Origin of the sequence: Spongiivirga sp. MCCC 1A20706 (genome assembly GCF_046524175.1) — a bacterium.
Lineage (GTDB): Bacteria > Bacteroidota > Bacteroidia > Flavobacteriales > Flavobacteriaceae > Spongiivirga.
Genome location: NZ_JBEFZF010000002.1, coordinates 371680 through 397522, shown reverse-complemented (window position 1 = coordinate 397522; position 25843 = coordinate 371680). Strand labels below are relative to the sequence as shown.

Here is a 25843-nt window from a genome sequence, read left to right as displayed (position 1 = left end):
ACAAATGAAAGTCACATTAAAGTTAGCAGCAGTCTATAATATTATCTGGGGAGCTTGGGTAATATTATTTCCCAATCACTTTTTTAATCTAGTTGGTATGGAGCCCCTAAACCACCCTATGGTTTGGCAAGGCATGGGAATGGTTATTGGGGTTTATGGTCTTGGTTACTGGTGGGCTAGTTATGACCCTATTCGCCATTGGCCCATTGTTGCAGTGGGATTTCTGGGAAAGATTTTCGGCCCTTTAGGTTTTATCTTTAATTACTTACAAGATATTGTTCCGTTTGAATTTATTTACACTTTGATTACCAATGATTTTATTTGGTGGATTCCTTTTTATCATATTCTGAAGCATGCCCATCGAAACCAATGGAAACTGACTAATGCATAAATGGTCTCGTAACATATTAATAGTATTTTATGTATTTGCGGGTTGCTATCACTTTATCAACGCAGATTTCTATGCAGGTTTAATTCCTAGTTATTTGCCCAATCATAAAGCAATAAATACGATAAGCGGGTTTTCCGAAATTAGTTTAGGATTGTTAGTTTTATTTACCAAAACAAGAAAAATCGCAGGGTATCTACTCATCTTAATGCTCATTTCTTTTATTCCTTCACACATTTATTTTATTCAAATAGGAAGTTGTGTTCCTAGTGGTCTTTGTGTAGCGGAGTGGGTAGGCTATACACGCTTGTTGGTAGTTCATCCAATATTAATGATATGGGTCGCCAAAGTATGCTTTACACCTCAAAAAAAACATAATATTGCATGCACAAATTCCTAATGAAGTATTAATAGTAACATGCAAATCGATTTAATTCGTTTATTGATAGATTTCGGTCTTTTTGTTCTTATTTGGATGGTGCAATTGGTTGTTTACCCTTCCTTTGCCTTCTATTCAAAAAAAGAACTAATCAATTGGCATCAGCTATACACCCCGAGGATTACAATGATGGTTTTTCCACTTATGGCAGGGCAATTATTGACTGGAATTTTTCAGTTAGCGAAAGGACAAAGCCTATTCTCTATTATAAGCATTATTGTTATTACTACCATGTGGTTACTTACCTTTTTCATCTTTGTCCCCACACATAATAAGATCACATCCGAGGAAGTCGATGATGAAATTTGTACTAAGTTGGTAAAATACAATTGGCTTCGTACTGCCGGATGGAGCTTTTTATTTATCTGGAATTTTCTACAGTATTATTTTAGATGAAACGAACATTAAGAAAATTAAATATGCACTTTTGCAAAGTAATTTTTAAATTTCTTAGTCTGGGAGCGCAGCAGTTACATAAGTTCTTATTTTTTTAATTCGTTTATTTTCCATTAATTAAAAACATTTAAACGCATGAAAGCGGTAACCGTTAAACAATTAAAAGACGAGTTAAAACACCTTTCGCAACCTGAGCTTATTGAACTTTGCTTACGTTTATCAAAGTTTAAAAAAGAAAATAAAGAACTACTTACCTATCTACTTTTCGAAGCACATAACGAAGAAGGATATATAGAAACGGTAAAAAACGAGATTGATGAGCAATTTAACGAAATCAATACCTCATCGTATTTCTATATAAAAAAGAGTGTTCGTAAGATTCTGCGCAATGTTAAAAAGTACATTCGCTATTCGTTAAACAAGGAAACTGAAGTTGCTTTGATCATATATTTCTGTCAAAAGTTACATGATATGAGTCCTTCTATCAAGCGCAACAGAACGCTCACAAATCTGTATGAACGCCAGTTAACACTTGCTAAAAAAAGAATAAGTACTTTACATGAAGATCTTCAATATGACTTTAATTTAATAATTGAAGACTTAGCGTAGTACACTTCAAGTTTATAGTAAATAAAAAGCCCGAACATAAATGTTTGAGCTTTTTTCTGTTAGATATACTAGTTAATTATCCGATCATAAAAAACCCAGTAAATACGCGATAAATAAATGCGAAAATACCTAATGCGATGAATCCCATCACAGTGTAAGACAACCCCTTAAGGATGTGTAATTGATACGACTTAAGCGTTTCAAAAGCCTGTGAATAAAGATTTCTAAAAAGTAATAGTGTACTCATACTCAAATTGTTTAATGTTAAACGTTTATATAGCTTTTAAACAATTAGGTATAATGGATGGTGATACAAATGTAAGGTAGACCTTAGTAAATGTAGCCTGATCGACGAAATACTCGTTGATATTTGCTAAAAATCGGGTATAAAACAACCAAAATGTCATACAACGATAAAAAAAGCACCTTAAACAAACTCCAAAACATATTATTTCTGTCATAATTATAATCTCCTCATAACCAACACATTATATTTAGTGAGATTTTAGAAATCATAATAAAAATGGGAAATATTTTAAAAATGTTTAATTATTTGGTCCGTTCATTAGAAACTTGACATAAAATCATATATTTAAATGAAGAATTCATTTTTAGTAATAAACACCTAAACAGTGAAGTTAATTTGCAGTATAGTACTTGCCTTTGTTATAAATGATTTGTTACTTTCTCAAGATTGGGCAAATCTCAATCGATATAGGGAAGCTAACAAAACCATTAGCGAGGCACTCGGAGATCGTGTGGTTTTTATGGGAAACTCTATCACCGAAGGTTGGAACGAGCATCACCCTGAATTTTTTGAAAACAATCCCACTTTCATTAATAGGGGCATCGGAGGGCAGACCACACCCCAAATGCTACTTCGTTTTCGTGCAGATGTTATTAATTTGAACCCAAAAGCTGTAGTAATTCTAGCGGGAACCAATGACATTGCAGGTAATACAGGCCCCATGACGCTTGATGAAATTATGGATAACATTAAGGGTATGCACGAATTAGCAAAAGCTAATAATATCAAGGTTGTTGTGTCATCAGTATTGCCAGCAGCCGATTATCCTTGGAGACCAGGTTTACATCCTGATAAAAAGATCCCAGCTCTAAATAAAATGATTAAAGCATACTGTGAGCAACATGAAGTAACTTATCTGGATTATTTTTCAGCAATGACTACCGGAAATAACGGGTTGAAAGATGAACTTACCTATGACGGTGTACATCCTGATAGAAATGGGTATTTGGTGATGGAACCTTTAGTTTTAAAAGCGATTAAACAGGCACTAAAAATTTAAGCTTCCACCAATAATTTATGGAATGACTTAAGTTTCTCATCCTCATTAATAAGTTTGCCCATACAAGTCTCCAGAAAATTAAGAAAAGTCTTTTTCTCCTCTACCGAAAATCCTTCTGTTAAATACATAATCACAGCTAAACGAGAGGGCTGCGTTCTGTTAACAAGCTCAATGCCCTTTTTGGTAAGTGTAAGACGCTTTTTACGGCGATCTTTGGTATCTTCATATTGGCGAATTAATCCCTTTTCAAGCAATACATTTATTAGGTTAGTAATATTTGCACGCGAAACATTTAAAGAGTCGGCCAATTCGCTTGCCATTAAATCTTTAATATGTTTTTCTCTTTTGAAAAATGGTAAATTCGGATTATCAGCTAAATGCAGCATAATTAACCATTGCTGAGTAGTAAGTCCTACTTTTTGATATACTTCGTCCCCGATTTTTTTAAGCTGATTAGCTAGGTCAAAAATACTTAGTACTATGGATTCTTCAATGCTTTTTTCTATCATCTTTCTTTTTCTATTTCAAGCAATTAGTTCGGTACAAAAGTAAACATAGTTAATCATTTTTTACTTAGTTTCTGAATAACTTTTGCTTGAGTCTTAATAAATAAGTCTTTACTTAGTTTTTGATCTTTAAAGCTGTTAGGCGGATAATGAGTAATGTTAGTATAGGAAGGTGCATATAACTCAAAACGCTGTCGTGCAATATAATTCTGCATCGATACTTTCGATCGATAGTCACGCAAAGCATCTATATCGATGTAACTATTTGCAACCATGCTACCTCCGGTTAATGCTTCGCTTAATACATGGCCTTCAAAATGAACAATTTTCGAAAGCCCATCCGTACTGGCAAAGGGAAACTTTATCCCAGATATGCCAGCTGAATTGGAGCTAACAACATAACCCATACTTTCAATAGCTCTCGCTCTCTTTGCAACTTCTTTATGAGACAGTTGCGCACTACCGGCCTCCGAAGATGAATGCAAAAACACCTCAGCTCCGCGCATTACCAGACATCTTGCAACTTCAGGATATAGTATTTCTTCTGATGCAATACAGGCTAGCTTTCCTAATTTGGTATCGGCAACGGGAAAAAGAGACTCATAATCGTACACCTTTAAATACTCATCAAAAATATCATGTGGTGTTGGTGCAAACATTGAGTTCAGTCTTCTATATTTTAATATCATTTGGCCTTCATCGTCTATGATAAAGCTCGATTGAAAATACAGATCAGGAAAATTGTCATCTAGTTCATAAAAATTTCCTGATACAAATAACGAATTCGCAATACAAAATGCTTTAATTTGATCAAAAAGCGGATCATCAGTCTTTAAACATGCTTTATTTTTCCACTGCTGAAGAGTCTCGCCAAAGGGAAAACTAGTTAAAAAATATTCCGGTAAAACAACCAATTTTAAATCAGGGCCTATAAACCCTTTCGAACCCCTTATTTCATCTAAAATTCGTACCAATGACCGCTGCATTATTGCATAACTTTCGTCACGCGTTTTACAAGTATTAACAGCTTTGCATTCAGTTTGTAGTGCGAGTGCTTTATATCTTTTTATCACTAAGGATGGAAATTTGGTTTTCTTAAATATACATAAAAACAGTTAACCACATTAACTATTCGTTAATTATCATCGGATATCAATTTACTAAATACCAGTTATTTTTCTTCTTTAAAAACAAGCTCGGTTTTCGGCTTATTTTTAGGCGGATAAAGCCTTTCAATAATTTGCCAACTAACACCTGCTGTATCACTGAATATAAAAGTACGTTCGTTAAACTCATTAGACATAATTTCTGTTGGATTAAGGTCATGCTTCTTAACCAGCTGATGAACCATCTCAATTTTAGGCGTATAAAATGAGTGAAGTGTGATACCTTCTTCCCCAATACGTTGATGTGCTGACCGATCCGTTTTATTTCCTATAGGAATAAAAAACTTTAACTTACCACATATGTTATTAGGTGAAACAAAGCCTTGATACCAATGACTAAACCCTGGTTCCATTTGAAATACTTGCCGGGGGCCTTTCATCCAATCACCATCAAGTGCTGGTTCATCTTCAGCAGTTAATCCCAAAGCAGAGGACAAATAGGTCATTTGATCCATCGAATCTGCCTTGATCACAAAATCATGATGTGTAAATTCACTTGTTTTTAAAAGTGTGTCATTTTCAATCGTTCCATAGCCCGGTATTTCATACCCATATCGTTGAAAGAAAATGTGATTAAAAAACTTGCCATACACTGCGTTTTCGCGAACTAAAATAGGGCGATTAAAAAAATCACGTTCTCCGGTATTTAATCCAAAAAGATCATCAGCAACTGGTTCTGTGGGTAACCACTGCTTTTTACCTTTATCTCGAGCAGCTTTGTAAATATCATGTAGACGAAAAATATCGTGAGTCATCATTACGGATATACGCGAACCTATAGTTTCAACGGGCGCATAACCGACTCCTGTACCTAGTAATTTATCCCATTCTAAAATCCGCAAAAGGCCATGACTATCAATGTTACCATTCTGAAGTCTATATGATTGTAACTTAGATGGAACACCGTATAGTTTTAAAGCTTCTTCCTCAGAAAAAGAAGCCTCTGTCACTACCCTAAAACCATAATCAGCAAAATATTTTCTGGCATAATCAGCGTTTGAAACCCCAATCATTACTTCATATAAACCACTAATACCAGTATCAGGGATTGCTTTTGCCATTTGTAATTCAAAAAGTTAGTACTATACAGTTAAAATAAGCTTCCCAAAATTATCCCCTGTATATAACATTTTCAAAGCACTAGGAAAATTTTTGAGACCAGTAATAATATGTTCCTTTGGTTTCATTTTACCATCTTCAATCCAACCCGCAATTTCTTTTACCGCCATAGGCCATTCTTTCACATAATCAAAAACAATTACCCCATTCATAACTCCTCTTGCCGTTACAATTTTCATGTAATTTTTAGGTCCACGTATATTTGCCATATCATTATACTGTGAAATTGCTCCACAAATAACAACGCGAGCTCCTTGAGCCAAGTTGGCCAATGCAATGTCTAAAGTTTCTCCTCCTACGTTATCAAAGAAAATATCCATTCCGTTAGGAGCATACACCTTGAGCTTCTCATCGATATTTTCCGTTTTATAATTAATTGCATGATCAAACCCGCATTCTTCTAAAAGATATTTGCACTTTTCGTTGCTTCCGGCTGAACCAATAACCGTGCAACCTTTAATTTTTGCAATTTGTCCTACTGTTGACCCAACTATTCCAGCCGCTCCAGAAATATAAATTACCTCACCTGCCTTGGGTTCTCCTTTTCGCAACAATCCAAAATAAGCGGTCATACCGGGCATACCTAATACCCCTAAATGATGTGTTAGATTATCATTGGTGACATCAAGTTTCATTAAACCTTCACCATTATGAATACAATATTGTTGTGCACCTAAAAGACCGGAAACGAAATCACCTTCTTTATAACCCGAATTGGATGATTTAATTACTTTTCCAGCCGAAAAAGCACGCATTACTTCGCCTATCCCAACTCCTTTTATGTAAGTAGTGCCTTCATTCATCCAACCACGCATAGCAGGATCTAAAGAAATGGCATTTATTTCTATCAATACTTCACCGTCTTTCAACTCAGGAAGCTCTTCTGTTTTGATATCAAAGTTGCTATCTTCGATTGCTCCTGTCGGTCTATTAGCAAGTATTATCTTAGTATTCATCATACCTATTTACATCTAATTATAAAATTCTTTCATAAATTTAGTTAATATATTTAATTATTAACTATATTAACTAAAAATATTTTCCTATTATATGCCAGAACTCCAAGATAAGTACGTGCAACTAGACGGCAGGAAACTTCATTTCTACATAGGTGGTTCAGGTCCTGCACTTGTTTTGATGCATCCCTCACCACATACTGGTGAGATGCTCATTCCTATTGCCAAAGAATTGACTTCGCACTATACGGTTCTATGTATAGATACTCCGGGTTACGGAAAATCTGACGGTTTCGAAATAGCTCCTACTTCAATTGAACAATATACCGATCTTTTATATCAATTTTTTAAAAAAATGGGATTACAAAAGCCCTCTCTTTACGGATCGGCAACAGGCGCACAAATTGCTATTCGGTATGCTATTAATTATCCTGATGATGTCGGACATATTTTTCTAGATAACTCCGCTCACTTTGATGATGCTTTGCGCTCAGAAATCATGAAATACTATTTCCCTGATCTCACCCCTGTTGAAAATGGGGATCATCTAAAGACAATTTGGCGCATAGTTAGTAATATGTTTCAGTACTTCCCTTGGTGTTTACAAACGGATGAATTCAAGTTAGACCGATCACAATTACCTAAAGAATTTTTGCATGCTATTGCAATAGATTATTTAAAAGCAGGAGCAACCTATCATTATGCCTACAAAGTAGCCTTTGAGCACGAAATAGGCTCTAACGTTCAGGAGATAAAGGCTCCAACCACCATATTTAATTGGACAGGTAGTATTATAAGGCCCTATGTAGATGCTTTATTAGCATTTGAATTCGGTAGTAATATTGAAACATTGACGTTACCTGCTGATCAAAATGAACGCATGGAAATCATGTGCTCACATATCAATAAAAAAACAAACGGAGCACCTTTTTATTTATCTGAAGTGGTCACAATTACTCCTGAAAACGATCATGAACCGTATATTCCTATTTCTGTCGTTCCTTCTATTACCATGGATGGTGACTATCTTTTAGACGCTTGGAATAACATCAAAAAAGAAAAACCATCGTTGTCGCCAACAGAAATACAAGACAGTATGGTTAGTTGGTTTAGTAATGCGAATGCTTAAATAATTTTATAATGAAAAAATACATAAGTATACTGTTCATTCTGGTTGCGGCAGCAAGTTGCATAGTGAAATATAATGCCGATGAAGAAGGTATTAAAGATCAAATAAACTTGATTGGCGAATGGGATAATTTTCAGCAATATTGGTTAGAGAATACTGCTGAAGATATGCATCGTGTTGAAACTGATGATAAACACCGACATCTATCTTTAATTATTGATTCATTAAACAATGACCAATTGAATATTGAAGTTCGAGAAGGAAGAAATGGAAAAAATCTTATCGAAAAAATGGCCATTCCTTCAAATAAACTTCCAGACCATTTCAAACTAATAAACGATACCCTATATATATCTGGTAAAGCACCTTTTGAAAACAAAGATGCCTATAAATTTATTCGTACTCGCAAGTTTTCAGGCTGGGTAGAGGCCCCCAAAAGTAATGGAGAAGAAGACACTTATCGAAATGATAATTTGGTTATAAGCGATCAAGGCGGAATGGCCGAATTACAGGTAGATGGCTCATTTTACACCGTCGAACTCACACAGCTTCTTTTTGCTAAAAAGCTCGCCATTATGAAACTGGCTGTTTATGACATGCCTATGGATAGTGTAGAGATTAATAGTCGATCTATAAGTTATACATGGACCAATCCTGCTGCCAAACGACTTGGCATCAACTTGAGAAAAGTACTTTCTGGCTGGACATTCATCGAACCCGGATATCAAAATCAAAATTCCTGGCAAAAAGAAAAAGAATAAATTATTTTGAAAGCTATTTACAACGCTTCAGGGAAAAAGTTTGTCATTGTTGGTGCCAATAGTGGTATCGGTCAAGCGTTAACTCATGAATTATTAGACTGTGATGCAACAGTTTTTGGGATTGATATTCAAAAAGATTCCCAAATTGTAACAACTCCTAAATACTTCTATTTTAAAGCTAATCCGCTTGAAAAAAATGATCTTGATGACGTTTTTACCAAAATCGACACACAAGTGGATCAAATAAATGGCCTTGTAAATTTATCAGGTACTATAAAACAATTTAAGGCTATTGAATCTCTAACATCTAGTGATTGGGACGAGACCTATGACATTAGTTTTAAAAGTTGCTTTAATGCATGTAAAGTGATTACTCCTTTACTAAGAAATGCTCAAAAAGCAGCAATTGTAAATATGGCTTCGGGTCTGGCCTTTATTGGACAGAAAAATTATGGTCCTTATAGCGCCTCTAAGGCTGCAGTTGTAAGTTTTACAAAAACCTTAGCGGCAGAGCTGGCTCCTGCTATTCGGGTAAACTCAGTCGCTCCCGGAGCGGTGAACACCAATTTCATTTATAAAGAAGATGGTGGCACAAGATTTGACAAAGACCAGTATATAAAAATGGTGCCGCTCAAATCCTTAGCAAGACCTGAAGAGATTAGCTCAGTTATCTTGTTCCTTCTTAGTGAAAGTGCATCTCATATAACAGGACAATGTATACATATTAACGGAGGTGCAGGAATGCATTAAACATCAAGCATATGAAAACAAAGCTTTTTTTATTAATAGTCATATCATTTATTGCTAATCAAACAATATTAGCTCAGGGGGAAACAAACGTTTTGTTTAAACGAAGTACACTGCTTGTTGCAGATATGGAAAAATCACTTACTATTTACAGAGATGTTCTTGGTTTTTCAATGTTCGGGCAAATTAAAAACAGCACAAAAGATTCCTATTCGTATCCTGTTTTTAAAGTTCCGAAAGAGGCTACTATTCGTTTTGCAACCCTAAACTCTAAAACACAGGAGCGTACACTAGCACTAACCGAGGTAAAGGGCGTAAAACTTCCCAAACCTAATACTCCTTTAATGAGCGCAATTGTAATTAAAGTTGACAATATTCAGCTGACGATGGATGAGATTAGAAAAAAGGGACTGGAAACAACAGCAATTAGAATAGTAGAATCAAAAAGATTAAACTATAAAGAACAAGCCTTTATCGATTATGACGGACATTTAGTTGTTCTATATGAAGTTTTTTAACAGGAATTAAGATGAAGAAAGCAGTTGTAAACAGTCCAGGTGGGCCAGAAAAAATAATAGTAGAAGAACATCCTATACCTCATCCAAAAGAAGATGAAGTACTTATTAAAGTGGCATATGCAGCATTAAATCCGATGGATAATCACGCTCGAGCCGACAGGATTAAGTGGATGCATCCAGGATTCCCATTCACACCAGGATTTGAGTATTCCGGCACTGTTGAAGCCTTAGGAAAAGGTGTTAATTCATCATGGGTAGGAAAACGTATAGCCTGCAACGGTCAATGGGGAGGCTGTGCTGAATTTGCCATTGCAAAAGCCAATTCACTTCAAGAAATTCCGCAGGGTATGGATATGAAAACGGGGGCGGTCTTTTCTACATGTGCCTATACTGCATGGTTGCTAATTCACTCTGCAGCAAAAATGAAACCTGATCAGTCACTAATCATTCATTCAGCTGCAGGAGCCGTAGGAGCTATGCTTATTCAAGTAGCAAAATCTCATGGAGTAACGGTTTTTGCCCTTGCGGGAAGTGATCAAAAATTAGCATATGCAAATCAGTTTGATCCTGATCATCTTATTAACTATACAGACCCCAAATGGCCCGAAAAAGTATTAACGTTAAATGACGGTAAAGGAGTTGATGTTATTATTGATGGTAACGCCGGTCCTAATGCATTACGAAACTTTGAGGTGATTGCTCCTCATGGTAATGTAATATTTATTGGTGCTGTTGCAGGGCAGGCTCCGGACATTAATGTATCGATGCTTATCGGTAAAAATTGTTCTGTAACCGGATTCGTTCAATACTTTCATCAAGCTATAAATAATGGGGCAGAGAAAGAGGCAACCCATGAAGCATTGATCTCCAAAAAATGGCGAATACCTATCGAAAAGATCTATTCCTTACAACAAATCACACAAGCTCATGAAGCTTGGGAAAACCGGGAACTTGTAGGCCGAACATTGATCAAGATCAATTGATTTCACTCAATCTTGTCAAGATTATGATATGCAAAATCGGCTGCTGTGGTCAACCGCTTGTTAGTTGATAATTCGGTAATCTTATCTCGATAACTAAACATATTATGGGTAAGTTTTACCTGATAGCTAAAATACTTATCTCCAAAGGCACAGTCTTTATCATTCATATACATATGGTAAGCATCGCCATCTTTTTTTACATGCATGTCGCAAAAGTCTGGATAAGCACTGATCTCTTCTTTCTTTAGGTCTTTCAACATCGTGATATCGTTGAAAGAACCTAGGTATTTCTTCTTGTCCTTAAATGGCCACATTTTAACCTTAATCATATTAGCTTCTTTATCGATTGATACCGTATAAATGCGTTGCCTATATGCGTTTTTTGGGTCGTGATCCCGATATTCTTCAACGTATAAAACGTGCTCTCCCAAATCGGGTCTATCCAGTTTTATGTAATGTGATGTAATTTGCAAAAAGCCTCCTTTACCCGAATCATCTACCATCCAAATATCTTTTCCAGCTTTTTTAGCTGTTGCGATCTGCTTATCATTATTGTAGGTACCTGGCCAGAAGTTCATAATTTCTGTCAGCTGTTCTTCTAAAGCTTGTCCGAAACTAATCGTACTCACTAATACAGCTATCATGGTAATCCCACCTTTAAGAATTGATTTTCTCATCAGTATTTTGTTATTAATTATTAAAGTAAATTTAAAATTTCGAAGGCCGCTCTTTCGCCGGACTCCATTGCCCCTTCCATACCTCTGCTAATGGTTGCGGTATGCTCTCCAGCGAAATGAATACGTCCATTTGGAGCTGCAATTCCATCCGCGAATTCGGTAATTTGCCCCGGTTTCCAGTAGGCATATGCGCCACCGGCATATGGGTTATCGATCCAGGTCCAATAGTGCACAAATTTAAGTGCCCCGTTCAGACTAGGTCGCATATCTTCAAGTGTCTTGGTCACCGTTTGAATCGCAGTTTCTCTATTCATGTTATCTACTTGAACAGCCACACTACTATTTAGGTAAGCAACGCAACTTGTAACCTTATCCGGATCATTGGGATCGTTTTTTAAAGCCATAAATCGCCCTGCCAAGGTATCGCACCACATACTTGGCGGTAAACCATCTTCTTCCCAGTACTTTTTGGTTGGAACAAAATGAATTTGACAGCAGGGTGTATAAGGCAGTTCCTTAAAGGCTTTTTGCTGAGTTGGAGTAGGCGAAACGGAAATTCGTCGTAATGCTGATGCAGGTAGCGTAATTAGGGCGTATCTGGCACGCAGTTTTTTATCGTCCTCTAGTATGATATCTACTCCGTCAGCTTCTGAGGCAACCGATTTTACCGGAGAGCTCATTAAAATATCTTGTTTGAAAGCAGCACCCATAGCCTCCGGAATTCGCTGATTACCTCCTACTGCTGCACCTCCCTGTCCATTAAATTGTGATTGCTGGGTAAGGAAATTCAAGATTTGAAAATACATTAGTACTGAAATATTCTTGGCATCAACACCATAACTCGAATTGGTTGAAACACCTAATTTTATGGCCTCATCTGAAAATCCTTCCTCTTTTAGCACCTCATAAACTGATTTATCCCATTTGGTGTATTCTTTATTTCGCCAAGCCACCAAATCGTTTTTAGGAAGCGGATTTAGCTTGCTATATATTGACCATGGCGGTGATGTGGGAGAGCCTTTTCGGTATCCTTCTGGATGCGGATTTGCTTTGTGACCTTCCCAATCTTCAGGTAGAATGAAATTGCCCTTAACCGCATATAAAATTTCACCATTTCGAGGCTCCGTTCTTGGTCGATAAGGTCCAATGCCCACACCATATTTTTGAGCGGCATTTAATAAACGTGCATAACCTCCACCAATACCATTTGCACCCAATTCAGGATGTCCGGGCACATCACTCTCTTTGGCAGTGTGTACGCGACCGCCTAAGCGGTCTGTTGCCTCAACAATTTTTACGGAAAAACCACTTTCTTCAAGCAATAATGCCGCATTTAAACCGGACAGCCCAGCACCGATAACAATAACGTCTGCATCAAAAGCCTTCTTACTAGCCGATACACAAGAGCTCAAACTTAAAAATGGGGTAGCAGCTATAAACAGGCTACTCTTTTTAATCATTTCTCTGCGGCTAAAGTCCTGTTTAGCTGTTTGCTTATTTCTATTATTCTTCATTTTCTTCCCATTCTAGAGGTTCACCAAAAATATCTGGTTGTTTGGCTTCTGTCGCAGCTATAAATTCTGCCGGAAGGTCTTCTTTGTTATAATACGTGCCTCCACTAGATGCCCATATCATATGACCTGGTGTACCTGCCATATCTAAAATAGACAGCCATGAGGTTTCGCTTGTCCAATGTGTATCAGCAGGTATATGAGGATGCGAGCGATCGTATAAATACGATTTATCAAAATCATAAGTATCTAAGGTCATTTCTGTTCGCCATGTTTGCGACTTCTTTTCAAACCACTTAGTAAATGCATGCCTCGTAACGTGCATGCGGTCACCAATCTCCGTAAAAACAAGATTTAAGGGTTGGCCAAAAGCCGTACTTTCCATTGTAAAATTTGCGTCGACCTTAGGTCCTTCTGGGGTCATAATTCCACCCCGAATCCCGGCTCTAAATGGTGGTACATCGACCACTTTACCCGTATATGGGTTTCGCATTTCACTAACATATTCTCCTGTTTTAGGGTCTTGGTACAATAACCATCCTTTAGATTTGGTCTCAACATTCCCATCCTCTAACAAACGCATAATCTTCATACCGCAGCCTGAATATCTGAAAACTTCCTTTCCAAATACATCTAAGCTGTCTGGTTTATCAGGACGAATGCCAAACACCCTACCCTCGGAATAGGAGTAGGTTTTTTTGCCAGATAAATCGCCCTGTAACTTTTCAAAAATTAGCAATTGATCTTTAGGGTCATTAAGGTCGTACGCTAACTTTTTAGTAACAGGAGCTGGTTCCTTTTCAGCTGATTCATTTGCTTTCTGCTTTTCATTACAACTTATAGCTGTGGCTACGAGGAATGGCAAAATCGCAATTAAGGCAATTAATTTCTTGACTTTCATCCTTAAGTTAATTGATTAATTAAATTAATAATTAATAAAGTTAACTAAATTTTAAAGAATAACTTAATAATGTAGTCATTATTTTTTCAATCTGTTTAGAATTGTGTCAAGAGATTTTCGATCATGTATTTTCCCATTCCGTATCACGGAATTGATCGATAAGGTATTTCCTATTTTTTCCAACGGATTTGCATCTAAAATTAACAGGTCGGCTAAATAATTTTCTTTGATCAGCCCTAATTCATCATCTAGGTTGAAGTACTTGGCGGGGTTCAAGGTTGCTGTTTTTAATGCTTCTTTTGGAGATAAGCCTGCTTTAACCAACACTGCTAATTCTTCATGAAGGCTTCTACCGGGAGTTAAATACGCTATGGGGCTATCAGTCCCCGCCATAATAGGAATACCGGTATCATGAATTTTCTTTACCATTTTCAAGTTCCAATCATCATATTTCTTCCTAAAATCACTTATTGGAAACTTTTGAAGTACAATAGATCGTTTCTGCCAATAGGCTCCAATGGAATCTGGTAAATACTCATAGCTTTTTTGATAGTCTTCATTGGCAAAATACTGTCCTGTAAATAAGGTGTTTAAAACCAGTGTAGGCACTTGCCAAGTATCATTCTTTTTCAAAACGGCCAGTACTTCATTTGCTCTTTCTTCATCATAATTATTAATAGCTATTTCTTGTTGAGCCTTGTGGATAGATGATCTTAAATCTCCCCCCTGTTTATATGCGCCTTCGGCAAGCATTTTTGTACGTTGTTCCCATAGTTCACGCCAGTTAAAAGCCATTGACACATCGAGATTTCTCATGTGCTCAATGCTATGCATGCCTGCGTTCGAAGCGCTAATGGCATCCATACTAAGTGGAATATGTCCCGTAACTTTAAGCCCTTTTTTATTGGCTATTTCAACAATCTTGACTAACTGCTCGGGACTTAACATTTCATAAGCTTTAAACAAATCCACCCCAATACTGTCAAGCTTATGCATTTCCTTTGCTACTGCTTCAACAGAATTTAAGCCTACCGATAATTCAGGTCGATTGGGTGCGCCTCCATCATATACATTAGGAATGCCGTCTAAAAGCGGACCAGCTATTTTAACGCGAGGTGAATTTTCAGGGTCAGCATCCGCTTTATCCTTCCACTGCTTTACAAACTCAATTCTTCCACCGGTATCTCTTACCGATGTAATTCCATAAGCCAAAAATAGGTCTAACATACTGGGTGCCAATTCTTCTATATAAGCAAAATGCATATGGGTGTCCCATAAGCCTGGAATCAGATATTTTCCGGTCCCATCAATGATATTGTTATCTTCTGATAATGCTAAATCATTGGTGTCCGAAATTTTAAATATTCTATCGTTCTTTAGTATTACGGTCTGACCTTCTTCTACGCCATTAATGGCATCAATCGTAGTAATATTTTGAATGCAAATGGCATTTTCAAAAACCTTTTTATTGTTTTGACATCCATTTAATAGCAGTGACAGTAACAACAATACGAGGCTAGACTTTTTCATAATCTGTATTAATATTATCCCATTATCCCTTTAACCAAGCCACCATCTACCGAGATAGTTTGTCCTGATATATAAGCGCTATGCGGTGAGAGCAACCAGACTGCTAACGAGGCGAAGTCTTTAGGGTCCCCAATTCTGTTCATTGCTATTTGTCCTTCAAAAGTTGCTCTTATAGACGATTCAGAGACTCCTTTTAATTCGCTATTCTTTTTAAACAGATTTTCCATTCGTTGTGTAGCGTGATATCCTGGTCCAAGAATATTCATAGTCACTCCTGATCTACCTACTTCTTGAGAAAGTGTTTTTACATAACCCACTATAGCCAATCGCATGGCATTACTCAATACCAAATTCTCTACGGGTTGTTTTACTGATACGCTTTCGATATACAACAATCTCCCATATTGTTGTTTCATCATTTTGGGGATTAGCGCTTGGGTAAGTTCAATTTTCCATCGCACGACATTTTTATAAGCATCATCCCAATCTGACATTTTGGTTTCCAAAACTGGCATAGCAGGTGGTCCTCCTGAGTTAATTACTGCTCCTGTAAGTACCCGATCTCCTATTGTCTCCAATATTTTCTTAAGTGTAGATTCTTCTGCAAGATCTCCTGATATAATCTCAACCGTATCATTACCATTTTGAAGCTGAAAAAGCGCTCCTTCTTTTCTTGCTACTGCTATGACTCTTGCATTTTCAGCTAGAAGTTGTTCTGTAATTGCTTTTCCCAATCCGCTAGTTGCTCCGCCAACCAAGAAAAGTTTATCTTTTAAATGCAAATTCATGATTTTTCTACTTTAATGATCATCTTCTTATAAATATTGACCACCGCTATTGCTAACAAACTCATTACAACACCATAAACACCAGGTGTGGCAGCCATTTCCGGAGTATTTAATAAGCCGGGGGCCATTGCCAGTGTCATTCCCAGCACATTATTTTGCATGCCACTTTCTATGGAAATAGTCGCAGCTTGTTTGGTTGAAAGCTTAAGCATTTTCGCGCTTACGAATCCTACTCCCAATGTGAAAAAATTAAGCAACAAGACACTTACTAATGAAGCTTTTAAAAAGCTCCAGCTATCACCAATTTCTTCTAACTTCATTACCATAAAAATTAGTGCGAGTATGATAACGGTAATCGAACCCCATTTGATCACTGGTTTACTTTTTTCCGCGGTTTTTGGGAATTTATAGTTAATCAACATTCCGATAAATACAGGTAATGCCGTTAGCTTAAAAATATTGTAGATGGTTTTTCCCAATGGAAGTTGAATGCTTTTTGAGGCCTCTCCTAAAATTGCATCTAAGGAAAAATTAATGATTAATGGTATCGTAAATATCGTTATGATACTGCTTATTGCTGTTAGGGTAATTGACAACGCTGTATCACCTTTCGACAAATAGGAAAAGAGGTTAGACACTGCGCCTCCCGGACTACATGCAACCACCATGAGCCCCATGGCAATCATCGGTTGCATAGGAATAATTAAAACAAGACAATATGCAATTAAGGGGACAAAAAGAATTTGATTAACCAGTCCTGTAAAAACCGCTTTTGGTTTAACTCCAACTCGCGTAAAATCTTTTACGGTAAGTGTCATTCCCATACCCAGCATGATAAGAAACAACAACAGTTGTAATATCTTTGGAATGTACTGGGAAAGTAGCTCAGTCATTATTTATAATCTTCTCTAACCGGCTGAAAAATATCAACAATCACGCAGTCTGTAATAGCTTTTCCTGAATGCACTGTATTCGACGGAATTACTACCAATTTACCTGGAGTTATTCGCTCAGTTTTTCCTTCTAAGGTGAAATCGAATTCACCTTGAACGAGATACGAAAGTTGTTCATGAATGTGATGATGTTCAGGAAGTTGAGCTCCTGCTTTAATTTCCCATTGTGAAAAGGTCATTCCCTCCATATGAACCATTCGGGCTACAAAACCCGGGATCATTTCACGTGCTTCAATGTCTTTAATTGATAATACAGGCATAATTTATATTATTGTTGACTTTTCCAAGCTTGTTGAATTTCTCCTGCCGAGGCAGTCCAAACATCTGAATGATTCCCCAATAGGTTCAAAACCCTTTCAAGGTATTGAATACGATGTGGTTGACCAAGCACCCATGGGTGAATATTCAAACTTAATATACGACCACCTTGGGTTCTTGATTCCGCTAAAAGAAACTGAAATGCATCTTCTACCTGCTCGGCCCAGTCTTGAGCTGAATGTAAGTTGTTTAAAATGATAAAATAATCTTCCAACTCCGTTGACAACGGCATTGCTGTGAGCATGCCTTTTGTTGTCCTAAAATCATATGGCATTTCGTCATTTACCCAGTCGCAGAAATATGAAATTCCATTTTCAGCTAATAAATCTGGAGTGTTTTCTGATTCATTTTTTGCTGGACTTATCCAGCCTTTAACTTCTTGGCCTGTTATTACTCGAAGCTTTTCTAATGATCTTTTTACGAGCTCTCTTTCTTCCTTTATATCCTGACCACCGTAATGTAAATTATCCATGTGATAGCCATGACATACAACCTCATTACCACGTTCTTTAATAGCTCCAACCAAGTAGGGAACTCGCTCTGCAAGTCTTGTATTCATTGCAAAAGTTGGTTTAATGTCAAACCTGTCAAAGGCCTTTAGAAAACGATAGATTCCAACTCGGTTACCATAATCTCTTAGACTGTAATGCCGCAAATCAGGATATGGTTTGGTCATACCTCCGGGAACCTTGAATGGGATTCCTTTCTGGTTCAAGGGGAAAAATTGAAGACCCACATTTACCCAAAGCGCAATCTTCTTATCCCCTGGCCAGCTAACTGGTTTTCTGTTTGTTAGCATAGACCAATCGTAACGATCATGGTCCATTCCGTAAGAACGCTCAGGATATTCTAAATATGATTTATCTAACCGTCCCATACCTGTTATTTTTCTTATTTATATCCTCTAAAGCAATATCGTAATAGTGATCTAAAAAATAAGAGGCTATTTCTTTTCCCGTGGTAACCCAGACATCAGAATGCCCGGTAATGTATTCTAATGCTTCTTCATAAGCTTTTATCCTATGAGCATTGCTTACTTGATAATTGTGAGTTGGGATACACATGATGGTCCCGCTTTCGGCACCTTCTGCATATAACCTGTCGAAATTGTCCTTTAATTCCTTTCCGTATCGCCTTGGTGTGATTTTTTGCACCAGATAGGCAATGGTATCATTCATTTCTAAGGAATAGGGAATTGAAGCAAATCGTTTACCATTTCTTAATTGAATAGGTGTTGGTTGGTCATCATGAAAAAGATCACAAGAATAAAAACCGGCTTCATCACCAAACAATTCTGTTCCTACCTCGGCAAAAAGATCTAAGGTGTTTTCTGAATGGGATAAGGCTGGTGCCAAATACCCTGCACATTTTTGCTTGGTATGATTGTAGATCGTTTCTATAGAGTCTTTAATCATATCACGTTCCTGTTGCTCAGTCATTCCGTAGGTATAACGTGTGTTGTAAATACCGTGACTAAAAAACTCCCAATTACGTTCCTTACATAACTCAATAATTTCAGGATGGTGGTCACATAATGCCGTTGATAATGAAATAGAACCCCGAATTCCATATTTGTCAAGTAATTCCATTTGTCTCACATGCCCAACTCGGTTTCCCCAATCTCGACTGGTGTATCCCGGTAAGGCGGGACTTGGTTGTGGCCACGGCTTTCTAAAAGGATTATCTGGTGGATTTAACTCATAAAACTCAATATTTGGAGCCACCCAAAATGCAACTTTTGCCCCATTTGGCCACTCAATTTTAGGCCTGTTTTCATAGGCCCAATAATCGTAATATCCGGTGTCTTCTTTCATAATTCTATTCCCGCGAAGGCGGGAATCTTTTAATCCTAATTCTCAATAACTTTAAGGGGACACCCCTCTAAATCTCCCCTCAAGGGGAGGCTTTCAACTCTCAACTCCATTTAACCAATCAAAAACCTCTTTAACTTCTAGTACATCGCAATACTTCAATGCTAAATCGGTCAAGTTGGAGTAATGATAACTTTCATGTTTATCTGCAACACATTCTTCAGGAATTATTGTTCGATAACCCCTAGATAACGAATCTACTCCCGCTGCACGAACACAACCAGAAGTAGAGCCTCCTGTTAAAATAACAGTATCGACCTGATGCCATACCAATAATGATTGTAAGGGTGTTTCAAAAAATGGAGATGGCATTTTCTTCTCGTAAAATACATCTGTGTTTTTGTCTAAAATCAAACGATCATCTAATTCTGCTCGTTCAGACGCGAACTTAATATTTTGTAAGCTATCTGGTGTATCGGTTCTGGTACCCCAAACCCCTGCATCGGCTGCGGTGTCCATATACGCTACATGCGTCCAAACTACGGGCCAACCTAATTTTCTAAATGCAGCGGCCAGTTCATTTACATAATCTAGCTGTTTAGGGTTTGCTTCATAGGCAGTCTTAAACAGATCGGTCCTTGTATATGCTTTTTGAATATCAATATTTACCAATGCCGCTTTCTTACCAAACCCGAATCGCTTTCTAGCCGGATTTGCCTTTACCTCAAAATAAAGTTCTTTAGCCGTTTTGGTTGTGGTTTGCATTTTGGTTCCTTTCATTTTATGGTATACTATTTAGGTTTTTTGATTCTTGAAGATTGCATGGAAATAATTTTCCAATCTCCCTGATACTGCTTCCAAACAACAGTAAGTCTGAATACACCCTTATCCAAATCTTTATATTTCCTTTCGTTGATATAATTTGTTATCACAACAGCATCGCTAGCGTTTAAAAATTCAATATCTGAACTTTCATAAATCTCAAATGCATTTTTAAGATTTTTAAGTGCTACTTCCTTCTTATATTTTTTACCACTTTGGGAAGTAAGAATTAAATCTTGATGATAAATTTTGGCTGCTAACTCTGCATCACTTTTCAGATGAGCTGTTCTTAAATTTTCGATCTGTTGTTTGATTTGTTGTTGAGTTTCAGGGCTCACTTGTTGGGCGAATCCTAAAAAACAGAAAAGTAAACAAGCTAATAGTGTTGCAATTTTCATAAAGCAATCTAATTCATTTTAATGATGCCCGCGGCAACCATTTTTTCGATGGTAGCATTATCTATATCTAAACTCTTTAAAACCTCAGCTGTATGCTCTCCTATCTCAGGCGGATCCATACGTTTTCCGGAGCGCGTGCCTTTATACTCCAACGGAAACTTAGGAAGCTTGGTTACTTTATTATCTCCCATCTTAACCTCCAGCAAGCTTCCTCCTTCGTTTAATTGTTCATCGTCGAAAAGGTCTTCCGGTTTGCTAATGGGTGCAAAAGGTATATGCCCTTTATCACAACGTTCAATGATCTCAGCTTTTGTAAACTGCCTGAAACGTTCATCTAAGGCAGGCAAAAACCACTCTCGCTCATCAATACGCCTATTATTTGTTTCTAATCGACTATCATTTGCCCAATCATCCCAACCAAATACATCACATAAGCGTACCCAGTGTTTTTCGCTGATAATACCAACAAATACCTTATCATTTTCTTTAGTGTCAAACACCTTGTAAATAGACCATGCACTTACTCGACTTGGCATTGGCGGAATCTCATAATCAATTTGAGAGGCATAGGCCATATGCTGACCCATTAAGAAAACACAGGTTTCGAATAGTGATGCTTTCACAAAACCTCCTTCTCCCGTTTTTTCTCGTTCATAGAGGGCCTGTAAAATCCCAATATAACCAAACATCCCACCGGTAATATCGATCACCGAAGTACCTGCACGAAGCGGATCACCTTTTCGTCCAGTCATATATGCTAGGCCGCCCATCATCTGCACCACTTCGTCCATTGCATGTCGCTTCTCATATGGGCCGCTTAAAAACCCTTTTAAGGAACAATAAATAAGTCGGGAATTTAATGGCTTTAAGGCTTCATAGCCTAAGCCTAACCGATCCATCGTTCCAGGGCCAAAATTCTCAACAACAATGTCATATTCCTTTACCAAATCATGAATAAGTGTTATGCCTTCTTCAGATTTTAAGTTGACTGCAAGACTTTTTTTATTTCGATTATAAAACCAAAAATAGCCGGTTCCAAAACCCTTTAATCGCCTGGTGTTATCTCCATTTAATGGTTCTACATGTACCACTTCGGCGCCCATATCAGCTAACATGAGTCCGGCACAAGGCCCCATTACAGCATGGGTAAATTCTAATACTTTTAATCCTTTAAGTGGATTGCTATGCTCCATCCTTATCATTTATTTTTTGATATACCGCATTCGGTACATCTTCTAGTTTTGTATTAAATGTAAGATTCCATCTGTTTAAAAAACCAAACATCGCTATTACACTTACGATTTCGACAATTGCTTCATTGTCAAAATACTTTTTTAGCTCCAAGAAATCGTCATCATCTACTTGGTTTGGACTTATACTACCTTTTAAAGCAACATTTAAGGCAGCTCTTTCCCTTTTGTCAAACAACTCAGAAGCGTTAAACTCCCAAATTGCCTTCATTTTCTCCGCTGAAACCCCATTATTATCCGCTCCAAAAGCGGTATGCGCACTACAATACACACAACCTGAAGCCCGGCTAGAAATATGACCTATCATTCGTTTAAGGCCGGAATCAATTTTTCCCGGGGCATAGATCGCTTTTGCTAATGCAAAAAACGAGGCCAAAATATCCGGTTTATGCGCCATGACCAAACCATCATTTGGCATAAAACCCATCCAAGCCTCGGCCTTAGTGAAAAGAGAAGCTAAATCACCTTGTTTTGGGTTGGATATTGGCGGAATTCGGCTCATACTAAAGTGTATAATTTCCGTGTTCCTTTAAGTAATTGACCAATCCGCCTTCATTCAAAATATTGATCATAATATCCGGTAATTTTGTGGCTTTATAAGTAATGCCCGCTGTTAAATCTTTGACGATACCCTGTTTCAAATCGACCTCTACCTCACTGTTTTTTGCAATATCATGTTGCCCAATTTCTAATACGGGTAACCCTATGTTAATTGCATTTCTAAAGAAAATTCGAGCAAAGTCTTGTGCAATTACAACAGACACCCCAGATTGTTTTAAAGCCAAAGGAGCCTGCTCTCTAGATGAGCCACAACCAAAATTGGTGCCTGCAATTAAAATATCTCCTTGTTGTACTTTTTTGTTGAATTCAGGATCTAGATCTTCGAGTACGTGACTCGCCAAGGTCGAGAGGTCTAGTGTTTTTGTATACTTCCCCGGAATGATACGATCGGTATCAATATGATCGCCATATACATGAGCGGTTGCCTTGATAATGGTTTGTAATGCCATTACAGATATTTTTTTGGATTGATAATTCGTCCTTCTAAGGCTGATGCCGCAACTGTTGAGGGTGCACCTAAATAAATATTGCTATTTGGATTTCCCATTCGACCTCTAAAGTTTCTATTAGCTGCCGATATCACCACCTCACCATCAGCCGGAACACCCTGGTGGGTGCCAACACATGGACCACAGCCTGAAGTAATTAGTGATGCACCTGCTTCAATAAGAGTCGCAATGCTTCCATTACTAATCCCATCCAATAACACACTTTGGGAAGCAGGTGCTATGACCATTCTTACATCTTTATGTATTTTTTTTCCCTTTAGAATTTTCGCAGCAATATCCAGATCTTCCAATCGACCATTACAACATGTGCCAATAAAAGCATAGTTTATTTTGGTGCCCTCGTATGCTGAAATATTATGTACATTATCGGGAGATTCAGGCGCGCTTACCTGAGGTTCGAGATCAGAGACATCGAAATCGAATGTTTTAATATAATTAGCATCTTCGTCGGGTTCAACAGCCTTAAAATCGTAATCGAGCTCTAATCCTTTTGGATGCGCGATACCCGCTTTTGCACCCATTTCTGAAGACATATTTGCAATAGTCATTCTACTTGCAAGACTAAGGCCTTCAAAAGCTTCTCCGGTAAATTCAATTGCCCGATATGTTGCTCCTGAAACAGTCACTTTCCCTACTAAAAATAGAATCAAATCTTTAGCAGTGACACCGGGCTTTAATTTTCCTGAGCAATTAATTTTAATGGTTTGCGGTACTTTCAACCAGATCTTACCAGTCATCATTACTGCAGCTAGATCAGTAGAACCCACTCCGCAAGCAAATGCATTCAATGCCCCATATGTTGGCGTATGCGAATCAGCACCAACAAAAATATCCCCGGGTTTCACATATTCATTTTCTACCATTACTTGATGGCAAATTCCTTCTCCAATTTCAAACAATCGCATACCTTGATCTTTGGCAAAGTCACGCATCATTTTATGCAGGTTCGCAATACGTTCGTTTGGTGACGGCGCCGCGTGATCAATGACCAAAGCACATTTATCAGGATTGAATACCTTCTTTCCGCCCATTTCATGAAACGCCTTTATAGTCAATGGCCCTGTGGTATCACTCGCCATACAACCGTCTACATCGCTAATAACCAATTCGCCGGCATATACTTTTTTGCCAACATGGTTTGAGATGATCTTTTCTGATATTGTTTGTCCCATTAATTTAATACTATGTTTTCGTCATTAATCAAACTATACAGCTGTCCTGGCAATTTATACCCTAAAAATGTATCCATTTCTTGACTAATTGAAGCTATTTGCGAAAGATTAATACCCGTTTCATAACCCATTTGATGTAACAGGTGCGCAGTATCTTCAGTTGCAATATTCCCAGTCGCATTTTTTATAAAAGGACAGCCACCAAGTCCTCCAAAAGCAGTATCAAAAATTTTCACCCCAGCTTGCAAAGCGGCTACTAAATTGGCGTAGCCTTTATTTTCTGTATTATGTAAGTGAAGAATGACAGGAGTGTCGCCAGCTTTTTCTACTACTTTGCTCATCAGCTCACCTAGTTGCTTCGGGTTTCCCATTCCCGTGCTGTCAGCTAGTGCTAGTTCATCAATTCCCGCATCCAAATGGTGATCGACCATATCAAGTACGTGATTTGGATCGATACTTCCTTCGTATCTACATCCAAAAGCACATTGAATTCCGCCTCTAACAGCAATCTTATTTTCTTGGGACAGTTTTACCATTTCTTTGAATGCCGTCTTTGCTTCATCCAGCGTTAATCTTGCATTTTTTTGACTATGCGTATTACTTGCAGAAATAGAGCATGCAAGATGATCAAGTCCTGTATTAATGCCCCGCACTACCCCTTTTAAATTAAGAACCAAGCCACTGTAAACTACTCCCTCTTTTTTATCGACTTGCTGGCAAACCGCTTCTGCATCGGCCATTTGAGGCACTAGTTTTGGATGTACAAAGGATGCGATTTGAATTCGTTTTAGACCTGCATCCACCAAGCGATCAATATATGCTAATTTCATCGCTGTAGGAACATTTTTTGACAAGGTTTGAAATCCGTCACGAAGACCTTGCTCTTCTAAAATAATATGATTGTTTTCGCTCAAAATTGAGTTTTCAAAATTAGTTAACTAAGTTAACTAATTTTATTGGATTGACTATCGCTAAGCTCAATTAATTTACTAAGTGATACAACCAAGTCAAAACCTTCCGATGCACAAACGATATATGATCTATTCAATATTAATTTTTAATGTACTCATACATTTGGATGCGGATACCGTTGGGATCTAGTACTGCCAAGGTCATCGATTTTCCCGTAGCTGATGGTGTCAAGGGAGCTACGATAGGAATCCCGGCATCTTTCATCATTTTTTCAATCTGTTTTAGCCCTGTCACCGAAAATGCCATCATTTGCTCTCCGGCAATGGGCGGTCTTTTGCCTTCTTGTTGAAAAGGTGTATTTGCTGCTTCTTCAATCTCAATAAGATTGATTCCCATAATGATATTATCCTTTGAAAATTCTTGAGGGACTAATCCGACATAGTCTAAGGACTTATCCCCTGTAACTCCAAAATTAGCTAGCCCCCCGGGCGTGTCGATTTTAATACGTTTACGTACTTTGAAATTTAAAAAACGTGTGTAAAACTCGATGCTGCCTTCAAGATCATGGGTCACAAAAGCCATACCAGATACTTTGGCTGTTACCTGATCTTGCCCTTTTAAAACAAGTGTTCCTGTGAAACACATAATAAACAATAAAAACGTTGATTTACTAACTCTCATATTTGTCCGTTTAAAAAAACGGATA

The 25843-nt window shown here is 37.6% G+C and carries 31 protein-coding genes; 9 read left to right on the top strand and 22 right to left on the bottom strand.

What is annotated here, in order from left to right; translation table 11 throughout:
* Positions 1 to 4 precede the first annotated feature (4 nt).
* From ABN763_RS05875 to ABN763_RS05865, 3 genes are all read left to right on the top strand, one after another.
* Positions 5 to 391 (top strand): alkyl hydroperoxide reductase, encoded by a 387-nt coding sequence (locus ABN763_RS05875; RefSeq protein WP_410484506.1) that lies wholly within the window; start codon positions 5 to 7, stop codon positions 389 to 391.
* 415 nt (positions 392 to 806) lie between these two features.
* Positions 807 to 1223 (top strand): hypothetical protein, encoded by a 417-nt coding sequence (locus tag ABN763_RS05870; RefSeq protein ID WP_410484505.1) that lies wholly within the window; start codon positions 807 to 809, stop codon positions 1221 to 1223.
* Positions 1224 to 1358: 135 nt separating this feature from the next.
* Complete coding sequence (locus ABN763_RS05865) at positions 1359 to 1832, top strand: hypothetical protein (protein WP_410484504.1); 474 nt, start codon at positions 1359 to 1361, stop codon at positions 1830 to 1832.
* Between the two features lie 76 nt (positions 1833 to 1908).
* Here ABN763_RS05865 and ABN763_RS05860 read toward each other — a convergent pair whose 3' ends face one another.
* A complete protein-coding gene (locus ABN763_RS05860; RefSeq protein WP_410484503.1) occupies positions 1909 to 2079 on the bottom strand; it encodes a DUF6747 family protein in 171 nt (56 codons plus the stop codon).
* A gap of 385 nt (positions 2080 to 2464) precedes the next feature.
* On the opposite strand from ABN763_RS05860, the gene ABN763_RS05855 reads away from it, so the two are divergent.
* Complete coding sequence (locus ABN763_RS05855; RefSeq protein WP_410484502.1) at positions 2465 to 3139, top strand: SGNH/GDSL hydrolase family protein; 675 nt, start codon at positions 2465 to 2467, stop codon at positions 3137 to 3139.
* Here the strand turns inward: ABN763_RS05855 and ABN763_RS05850 are convergent.
* The 4 genes from ABN763_RS05850 to ABN763_RS05835 all read right to left on the bottom strand — a co-directional run bounded on the left by ABN763_RS05850 (position 3136) and on the right by ABN763_RS05835 (position 6886).
* Entirely contained in the window at positions 3136 to 3648 is a 513-nt protein-coding gene (locus tag ABN763_RS05850) for a MarR family winged helix-turn-helix transcriptional regulator (RefSeq protein ID WP_410484501.1), read from the bottom strand. The two genes, ABN763_RS05855 and ABN763_RS05850, sit on opposite strands and share 4 nt — an antisense overlap.
* Positions 3649 to 3701: 53 nt before the next feature.
* Positions 3702 to 4718 (bottom strand): nitrilase-related carbon-nitrogen hydrolase, encoded by a 1017-nt coding sequence (locus ABN763_RS05845; protein ID WP_410484500.1) that lies wholly within the window; start codon positions 4716 to 4718, stop codon positions 3702 to 3704.
* A gap of 98 nt (positions 4719 to 4816) precedes the next feature.
* Complete coding sequence (locus ABN763_RS05840; protein ID WP_410484499.1) at positions 4817 to 5872, bottom strand: hypothetical protein; 1056 nt, start codon at positions 5870 to 5872, stop codon at positions 4817 to 4819.
* Between the two features lie 21 nt (positions 5873 to 5893).
* Positions 5894 to 6886, bottom strand: a complete 993-nt coding sequence (locus tag ABN763_RS05835) for an NADP-dependent oxidoreductase (RefSeq protein ID WP_410484498.1) — start codon at positions 6884 to 6886, stop codon at positions 5894 to 5896.
* A 94-nt stretch (positions 6887 to 6980) separates the two neighbouring features.
* Here ABN763_RS05835 and ABN763_RS05830 point away from each other — a divergent pair, with 94 nt between their 5' ends.
* From ABN763_RS05830 to ABN763_RS05810, 5 genes are read left to right on the top strand one after another with little or no spacing between them, the layout of a single operon-like run.
* Complete coding sequence (locus tag ABN763_RS05830; protein ID WP_410484497.1) at positions 6981 to 8015, top strand: alpha/beta fold hydrolase; 1035 nt, start codon at positions 6981 to 6983, stop codon at positions 8013 to 8015.
* A gap of 11 nt (positions 8016 to 8026) precedes the next feature.
* Complete coding sequence (locus ABN763_RS05825; protein WP_410484496.1) at positions 8027 to 8776, top strand: hypothetical protein; 750 nt, start codon at positions 8027 to 8029, stop codon at positions 8774 to 8776.
* 6 nt (positions 8777 to 8782) lie between these two features.
* A complete protein-coding gene (locus ABN763_RS05820) occupies positions 8783 to 9526 on the top strand; it encodes an SDR family NAD(P)-dependent oxidoreductase (RefSeq protein WP_410484495.1) in 744 nt (247 codons plus the stop codon).
* Positions 9527 to 9537: 11 nt separating this feature from the next.
* Positions 9538 to 10041 carry a VOC family protein gene (locus tag ABN763_RS05815; RefSeq protein WP_410484494.1) on the top strand — a complete coding sequence of 168 codons (504 nt, stop codon included), beginning with the start codon at positions 9538 to 9540 and terminating at the stop codon, positions 10039 to 10041.
* Between the two features lie 11 nt (positions 10042 to 10052).
* Entirely contained in the window at positions 10053 to 11024 is a 972-nt protein-coding gene (locus tag ABN763_RS05810) for a quinone oxidoreductase family protein (protein ID WP_410484493.1), read from the top strand.
* A 2-nt stretch (positions 11025 to 11026) separates the two neighbouring features.
* Here ABN763_RS05810 and ABN763_RS05805 read toward each other — a convergent pair whose 3' ends face one another.
* The 17 genes from ABN763_RS05805 to ABN763_RS05725 form a co-directional block, all read right to left on the bottom strand.
* Complete coding sequence (locus ABN763_RS05805; protein WP_410484492.1) at positions 11027 to 11701, bottom strand: CpcT/CpeT family chromophore lyase; 675 nt, start codon at positions 11699 to 11701, stop codon at positions 11027 to 11029.
* A 20-nt stretch (positions 11702 to 11721) separates the two neighbouring features.
* Positions 11722 to 13215 (bottom strand): flavin monoamine oxidase family protein, encoded by a 1494-nt coding sequence (locus tag ABN763_RS05800; RefSeq protein WP_410484491.1) that lies wholly within the window; start codon positions 13213 to 13215, stop codon positions 11722 to 11724.
* Positions 13205 to 14113, bottom strand: coding sequence for a DUF1838 family protein (locus ABN763_RS05795; RefSeq protein ID WP_410484490.1), 909 nt, complete (start codon positions 14111 to 14113; stop codon positions 13205 to 13207). Before ABN763_RS05795 ends, ABN763_RS05800 begins: the two co-directional genes overlap by 11 nt.
* A 78-nt stretch (positions 14114 to 14191) precedes the next feature.
* Positions 14192 to 15643, bottom strand: a complete 1452-nt coding sequence (locus ABN763_RS05790) for an amidohydrolase family protein (protein ID WP_410484489.1) — start codon at positions 15641 to 15643, stop codon at positions 14192 to 14194.
* Positions 15644 to 15657: 14 nt separating this feature from the next.
* Positions 15658 to 16431, bottom strand: coding sequence for an SDR family oxidoreductase (locus ABN763_RS05785; RefSeq protein WP_410484488.1), 774 nt, complete (start codon positions 16429 to 16431; stop codon positions 15658 to 15660).
* Entirely contained in the window at positions 16428 to 17324 is an 897-nt protein-coding gene (locus tag ABN763_RS05780; protein ID WP_410484487.1) for a bile acid:sodium symporter family protein, read from the bottom strand. The genes ABN763_RS05785 and ABN763_RS05780 overlap by 4 nt, the downstream gene beginning before the upstream one ends.
* A complete protein-coding gene (locus ABN763_RS05775; protein ID WP_410484486.1) occupies positions 17324 to 17644 on the bottom strand; it encodes a cupin domain-containing protein in 321 nt (106 codons plus the stop codon). Before ABN763_RS05775 ends, ABN763_RS05780 begins: the two co-directional genes overlap by 1 nt.
* An 8-nt stretch (positions 17645 to 17652) precedes the next feature.
* Complete coding sequence (locus tag ABN763_RS05770) at positions 17653 to 18579, bottom strand: polysaccharide deacetylase family protein (RefSeq protein ID WP_410484485.1); 927 nt, start codon at positions 18577 to 18579, stop codon at positions 17653 to 17655.
* The gene (locus ABN763_RS05765) at positions 18563 to 19516 is read right to left on the bottom strand and encodes a polysaccharide deacetylase family protein (protein WP_410484484.1); all 954 of its coding nucleotides are present in this window, start codon (positions 19514 to 19516) and stop codon (positions 18563 to 18565) included. The genes ABN763_RS05770 and ABN763_RS05765 overlap by 17 nt, the downstream gene beginning before the upstream one ends.
* Before the next feature lie 93 nt (positions 19517 to 19609).
* A complete protein-coding gene (locus ABN763_RS05760) occupies positions 19610 to 20293 on the bottom strand; it encodes an isochorismatase family protein (RefSeq protein ID WP_410484483.1) in 684 nt (227 codons plus the stop codon).
* An 11-nt stretch (positions 20294 to 20304) separates the two neighbouring features.
* Positions 20305 to 20733, bottom strand: coding sequence for a nuclear transport factor 2 family protein (locus ABN763_RS05755; protein ID WP_410484482.1), 429 nt, complete (start codon positions 20731 to 20733; stop codon positions 20305 to 20307).
* Between the two features lie 8 nt (positions 20734 to 20741).
* The gene (locus ABN763_RS05750) at positions 20742 to 21926 is read right to left on the bottom strand and encodes a CaiB/BaiF CoA transferase family protein (RefSeq protein WP_410484481.1); all 1185 of its coding nucleotides are present in this window, start codon (positions 21924 to 21926) and stop codon (positions 20742 to 20744) included.
* A complete protein-coding gene (locus ABN763_RS05745; protein ID WP_410484480.1) occupies positions 21916 to 22485 on the bottom strand; it encodes a carboxymuconolactone decarboxylase family protein in 570 nt (189 codons plus the stop codon). Before ABN763_RS05745 ends, ABN763_RS05750 begins: the two co-directional genes overlap by 11 nt.
* Before the next feature lies 1 nt (position 22486).
* On the bottom strand, positions 22487 to 22993 hold the full coding sequence (locus tag ABN763_RS05740; RefSeq protein ID WP_410484479.1) for a 3-isopropylmalate dehydratase small subunit: 507 nt from the start codon (positions 22991 to 22993) through the stop codon (positions 22487 to 22489).
* On the bottom strand, positions 22993 to 24225 hold the full coding sequence (locus ABN763_RS05735) for a 3-isopropylmalate dehydratase large subunit (RefSeq protein WP_410484478.1): 1233 nt from the start codon (positions 24223 to 24225) through the stop codon (positions 22993 to 22995). The genes ABN763_RS05740 and ABN763_RS05735 overlap by 1 nt, the downstream gene beginning before the upstream one ends.
* Complete coding sequence (locus ABN763_RS05730; protein ID WP_410484477.1) at positions 24225 to 25139, bottom strand: hydroxymethylglutaryl-CoA lyase; 915 nt, start codon at positions 25137 to 25139, stop codon at positions 24225 to 24227. Before ABN763_RS05730 ends, ABN763_RS05735 begins: the two co-directional genes overlap by 1 nt.
* Before the next feature lie 136 nt (positions 25140 to 25275).
* The gene (locus ABN763_RS05725; RefSeq protein WP_410484476.1) at positions 25276 to 25818 is read right to left on the bottom strand and encodes a VOC family protein; all 543 of its coding nucleotides are present in this window, start codon (positions 25816 to 25818) and stop codon (positions 25276 to 25278) included.
* Between the last annotated feature and the right edge of the window lie 25 nt (positions 25819 to 25843).